Here is a 6,124-nt window from a genome sequence, read left to right on the forward strand (position 1 = left end):
CTTTTCTGCTTGGTGCCCTTGCAGAATCTATACAAATGCTGGTCATTCTATTAATCTCCCGGCCGTTTGAAAAAGCGTGGGATTTAGTTGAGATTATTGGCCTGCCGATGATTATTGCAAATGGGATTGGCTGTGCCCTTTTCCTACTCATTATTAAAAGCGTCATAAATGAAGAAGAGAAAGCAGGGGCCCTGCAGGCCCAAAAAACATTGCGTATCGCTGACAAAACTCTGGCCTTTCTTCGTAATGGACTCAATACCGAATCGGCCAAAGTGGTTTGCCACATTCTCCATAATGAAATGAATACGAGTGCCGTGACCATGACAAATTCAGTGGAAATATTGGCCCATGTCGGCCTTGGCTATGATCATCATTTACCACACCATACGATTCAAACCAACATCATACAGGACGTTATAAAGAAGGGGGAAATCACCATTTCCCGGCGAAATACCCTTTGTGATACCGAGAGGTGTCCGCTTGATGCCGCCGTCATTGCACCTTTAAAACAACGGAGAGAAACGATAGGAACCCTGCAATTTTACTTCCGTTCAGAAAAAGAAATCACCCCAGTCATCATGGAACTGATTTCTGGTCTAAGCCTGCTATTAAGCAACCAGCTCGAGATTGCTGAAGCGGATAAATCCTATCAGCTGGCAAAGGAAGCGGAAATTAAGGCGCTTCAAGCACAAATAAGTCCTCATTTTCTATTTAATTCATTAAATACGATTCTCTCACTCATACGAATCAAACCTGCGAAGGCACGGGAATTGCTTATCTCACTGTCGCATTTTTTACGGCAAAACCTATCCGTCACAACCCAAAGCATGACAACACTTGAACAGGAATTGCGACATGTGAAAGCCTTTTTAGCAATTGAAGAAGCAAGATTTATCAATAAATTGAAAGTTATCTATGAAGTAGAAGAAGACACCCTTCTACAACAGATTCCTCCACTAACTCTGCAGCCAATTGTTGAAAACGCCATCAAGCACGGGATTAAAGACAAGGTCAACAATTGTGTTGTAAAAATTACAATTCAAAAACAGCAAGAGTCGGCATACGTAAAAATTGAGGACAATGGGGTTGGAATGAGCAAGGAGCGGGCTGGGCAGATCAGCAGAGCACCGATAGCTTCTAAATCCGGTAACGGGTTAGCCCTTTATAATGTAAATCGCAGATTAACGATGGTGTTTGGTGAAGAAGCTGCCCTAAAAGTAAAAAGCGAAATTAATATCGGGACAGAAATCTCCCTTTCTATTCCTTGTTTGGAGGCGGGCTAAATGGAACAATTGATTAGAACCCTGATTGTAGATGATGAGCTTTACAGCAGGGATGAACTTAAACACCTGTTAGGGAATTTCCCTGCTATTCAAATTGTCGGGGAAGCAGAATCCGGCCAGGAGACAATTATGAAGGCCATTCAGCTTCAGCCAGATGTCGTTTTTCTGGATGTTGAAATGCCAAAAATGAATGGGATGAGTACCGCAAAAGCATTGATGGAATTAAAAAAGGCACCGTTAGTCGTGTTTGCTACTGCCTACCCGCAATTTGCCGTTGAAGCTTTTCGCTTTAATGCAGTAGATTATTTACTAAAGCCCTATGATGAGGAACAATTACAGGAGACGGTGAACCGTATTTTAAAAAGTAGGAGCATCCCCTCGGATGCTGATGCGGACGCAGGCAAACAATCCGGAAAGCTGGCCATTGAAACAGAAGGGGAAATCTTCTATATTGAACCAAAGGAGATCCTTTATATTTACAGGGATGACAAATGGACAAGGCTGATCACGAACAACGGTGAGTTTGAAACGAAAATCCCGCTTAAGGAATTGGAGGTTAGGCTGACCACTTTTGGCTTCTTCCGAATTCATAAAAGCTTTCTTGTGAATCTGGACTATGTTACTCGCTTGACTCCATGGTTTAATGGCGCCTACCAGCTGCAAATCGAAGGAAGAAAGGAAATGCTGTCTGTCAGCAGGAATTATGTGAAGGCATTAAGAACAAGACTCGAAATTTAATATTTAAACAGAAGAACAAATAATTTAATTTTCAGCATCTTAGGCCAGCTAGAAAACATGTTAATCCCGAAAATCTACCTTTTAGTCACAAATTACCCATATCTCACTTTCTCTCTTTTATACTTAGGGATGTAAACGCATTCATTTATTTGTTAAAAGGGGGAAAAAACTTGTATACATTTCTTGCGGGGATTGCCCTGTTAATAATCGGTTATTTCACGTACGGCAAATTCGTTGAAAAAATGTTTGGCGTAAAGGAAAACAGAGCAACGCCGGCCTTTGTCAATAACGATGGTGTTGACTATTTGCCAATGAGTACACCAAAAAACTCTTTAATTCAATTATTGAATATCGCCGGAACAGGACCTGTTTACGGACCTATTTTAGGAGCTTTATATGGACCTGTTGCCTTTATCTGGATTGTGGTGGGTTGTATTTTTGCCGGTGCTGTCCACGATTATTTAACTGGAATGATTTCCATCCGGAACCGCGGCGCCCATCTTCCTGAGCTTGCCAGTAGATTTTTAGGGAAGGTAATGAGACACGTCGTCAACGGTTTTGCAGTCCTGCTGCTTTTATTAGTAGGTACCGTGTTTGTAACAACACCAGCCGCTCTTTTGAATGTCTTAATGAATGGCAAAGTAGCTTTATTCATTATTATTGCTGCTATTTTTCTCTACTACATTTTAGCTACACTTTTACCAGTTGATAAAGTAATTGGCCGCCTTTACCCATATTTCGGTGCGCTGCTTTTAATCAGTGCCCTCGGTGTAGGTGTCGGCTTAGTTGTAACTGGCCAGCCAATTCCAGAACTATCTTTTAAAAACTTCCATCCTGCCGGCGCTTCGATTTTCCCATTATTGTTTTTCACGATTTCATGTGGCGCTTTGTCAGGATTCCATGCAACACAGACACCAATCATTTCACGTACTACGCAAAATGAAAAAGAAGGCCGTAAAATATTCTACGGCATGATGATTACAGAAGGTGTTATCGCGATGATTTGGGCTGCTGCCGGAATGAGCATGTTCCACGGCTATAACGGTTTGCAGGAAGTCATTGCTGCCGGCGGACCTGGTGCCGTGGTCAGCCAAGCCTCCACCACACTTCTTGGTGCAATCGGCGGTACACTTGCTGTCCTTGGTGTCGTTGTTCTGCCAATTACTTCAGGGGATACTGCTTTCCGCAGTGCGCGGATGATTATTGCCGAATATCTAAATATCGCGCAAAAGAAATTATCCAGCCGTTTATGGATTGCTGTTCCACTTTTTGTGATTTCTGCAGCATTAACTCAAATCGACTTTAATATTTTATGGAGATATTTTAACTGGGCCAATCAATCAACAGCGGTCATCGCGCTGTTTGTCGGCGCCATGTATCTCTATATTGCGAAGAAAAACTACTTTGTTCCGCTGATTCCGGGAACGTTTATGCTTTTGATGGTTATCACTTATATCCTTAATGCCCCAATCGGCTTCGGATTATCCGTAACTGTTTCATGGATTGGCGGGGCTATCGGCACAATAATCCTGCTTGCATTATTCTTTAATGCCGCTAAAAAGGCTCGTGCCAATAATCTTCCTCTCGAAGAAGACATATCCGGCTGGAACAAGGTGGCCTAATGGGCTGCTGTAACCCTAACTACCGGAAAACTGTCAATGAAAAGGAAGAAGAGCTTAATCGAAAGGGCAAGGATTCTGTTCCTTTGTTGGCTAAAATTATTATTCTACTCATCATAACAGGAGGGATCCTAGCGCTCTTCCTTCGATAAGGTAAAGCATGGGGACGGTTCTTTGGTTTTAAAACAAAAGAACCGTCCCCATAAATCATTTAGGGTAGAAAATTATGAAAATTTGTGATACGATGAAATAAGTTTAAAAGGCCGTGTGTAACTGGCGAAACGCGGATAACCGCGAGGGAGCACACGGTGTCAAAGCCGTTCGCCTGGGCAGAGGTAAGGGAATTAACTCCCTTACCTCTTTCTGCTTATAAAAAGGAGGAAGAAAAATGAGCACTATCGCTTTAGAAAAAGTGAACACCATCAAAACCCTTAATAATATCGCGGAAAGAGGGCTAAACGTATTCAATAAGAACGGCTTTCTGGTTGACAACGGCAGTGAAAATCCTGATGCCATCCTTGTTCGCAGCTTTAATATGCACTCGTTAGAATTCGGTGAAAATTTAAAGGCAATCGCAAGAGCAGGAGCAGGTGTCAATAATATTCCGGTCGATAGATGTACAGAGCAAGGTATTGTTGTATTCAATACCCCTGGGGCAAATGCCAACGCTGTCAAAGAAATGGTCCTTACCTCATTAATAGCTTCTTCCCGTAACCTTTTTGCTGGTGTAGCTTGGACTAAGTCGTTAGATGGTGAAGGCGAACAAATTCCAAAGCTTGTTGAAGCAGGCAAAAAGCAATTTGTCGGAAAAGAAATTAAAGGGAAAACGTTGGGTGTTATTGGATTAGGAGCGATAGGTGCACTTGTGGCCAATGATGCGCTGGATTTAGATATGGATGTTATCGGATTTGATCCATTTATCTCTGTCGATACCGCTTGGAATTTGTCCCGCAATGTGCAGCGGGCCATGACGATTGAACAGTTATTTGCAGAATCAGACTATATCACTGTTCACGTACCGCTAACCGATGACACAAGAGGAATGTTTAACCAAGCAACCTTCAGCATCATGAAGCCTGATGTTCATATTTTAAACTTCTCCCGTGGTGAACTTGTCAATGAAACAGACATGGCTGCCGCTCTCGAAAGCGGAAAAGTTGGAAAGTATATTACCGATTTTCCAAATGAAAATGTGCTCAAAATGAAAAATACCGTTCCAATTCCGCACCTAGGCGCCTCCACAAATGAATCAGAGGAAAATTGTGCAATCATGGCAGCTCGTCAGGTGAAGGAATTTTTAGAAACAGGAAATATCAAAAACTCAGTGAATTTCCCAAATACCAGCCTGCCTTATACTGGTAAGCGGCGCGTGGCGGCATTCCATCAGAATGTTCCAAATATGGTTGGACAGATTACATCTGCAGTATCCAGCTATCATTTAAACATTGCTGATATGGTCAACAGAAGCCGCGGGGATTATGCCTATACAATTATTGACATTGATAATAAAGTAAACGGTGATGTTATTCCAGGATTAGAGGAAAAAGTAAAACAAATTCCTGGAATGGTGACAGTTCGGATTATTTAATTAGGAAAAATTAAGTTACATGAAAATGGAGCCTGGTTTCAATACCGGCTCCATTTCTTTTACCCAATTTGATTCTATGCTGATAATTTTAATTTTTTCTCATTTTTCCTTCTATAAGAATACAAAGCAAATAATAGAATAAACCATAGTGGTGTCAACAATAGAGCCGGACGGGTAGCGTCGGCGAAAAGCATGATGATGAGAATCGCTGCAAACAAGGTTAGGACCGCATAATTAACAAATGGTGTAAATGGTGCTTTAAATTTTGATTTTGCCTGTAAGTCCGGACGAGTTTTCTTATACCTTACATGACAAATCAGAATGACGCCCCAAACCCAAATAAAACAAATGGCACTAATTGTTGTCACAATTCCAAAAGCCTGCTCCGGAATAAGTTTGCTAAGGAGTGCTCCCCCTGTCAGGACAAGAGTCGAAATCAATAACGCATTACTTGGCACATGATTTTTATTCAGTCTCGCAAAATTGGTTGGTCCCTGGCTATTATTGCTTAAATTATATAAAATCCGGCTTGTTGAAAACATCCCACTGTTACAAGCAGAAGCGGCTGAAGTTAGAACGACAAAATTAATAATTCCTGCGGCAATCGGAATCCCGACTAAACTAAACGTTTTGACAAACGGACTTTCAGCTGCATTCAGTTCCGTCCATGGATTAATACATAGAAGAACGATCAATGCGCCAACGTAGAAAAATAAAATCCGTAAAGGAATTTTATTAATGGCCGATGGGATATTTTTTTCCGGATTGGCTGTTTCCGCTGCCGATACACCCACTAATTCCACACCAACGAATGCAAAAACGACCATTTGGAATGAAAGCAAGAATCCTGTTATTCCATTTGGAAAAAGGCCGCCATGTTCCCAAAGATTTTTAAT

General features: G+C 41.7%; 5 protein-coding genes and 1 riboswitch. Of the genes, 4 read left to right on the forward strand and 1 reads right to left on the reverse strand.

Features of this window, described 5'->3' with window-relative positions:
• The 4 genes from KHB02_RS29205 to KHB02_RS29220 form a co-directional block, all read left to right on the forward strand.
• Positions 1 to 1,283: histidine kinase (locus KHB02_RS29205; RefSeq protein WP_241114192.1), on the forward strand; the 1,283-nt coding region annotated here is incomplete at its 5' end.
• The gene (locus tag KHB02_RS29210) at positions 1,284 to 2,021 is read left to right on the forward strand and encodes a LytR/AlgR family response regulator transcription factor (protein WP_213147870.1); all 738 of its coding nucleotides are present in this window, start codon (positions 1,284 to 1,286) and stop codon (positions 2,019 to 2,021) included.
• A gap of 170 nt (positions 2,022 to 2,191) precedes the next feature.
• On the forward strand, positions 2,192 to 3,643 hold the full coding sequence (locus KHB02_RS29215; protein ID WP_213147869.1) for a carbon starvation CstA family protein: 1,452 nt from the start codon (positions 2,192 to 2,194) through the stop codon (positions 3,641 to 3,643).
• A 256-nt stretch (positions 3,644 to 3,899) separates the two neighbouring features.
• Positions 3,900 to 3,978, forward strand: a riboswitch (ZMP/ZTP riboswitch).
• Between the two features lie 50 nt (positions 3,979 to 4,028).
• Entirely contained in the window at positions 4,029 to 5,228 is a 1,200-nt protein-coding gene (locus tag KHB02_RS29220) for a phosphoglycerate dehydrogenase (protein WP_213147868.1), read from the forward strand.
• Between the two features lie 74 nt (positions 5,229 to 5,302).
• Here the strand turns inward: KHB02_RS29220 and KHB02_RS29225 are convergent.
• Positions 5,303 to 6,124, reverse strand: an 822-nt coding sequence (locus KHB02_RS29225) for an amino acid permease (RefSeq protein ID WP_241114193.1), incomplete at its 5' end; no start/stop codon positions are given.

It is taken from the genome of Neobacillus citreus (assembly GCF_018343545.2).
In the GTDB taxonomy this organism is placed as follows: domain Bacteria; phylum Bacillota; class Bacilli; order Bacillales; family Cytobacillaceae; genus Neobacillus; species Neobacillus citreus.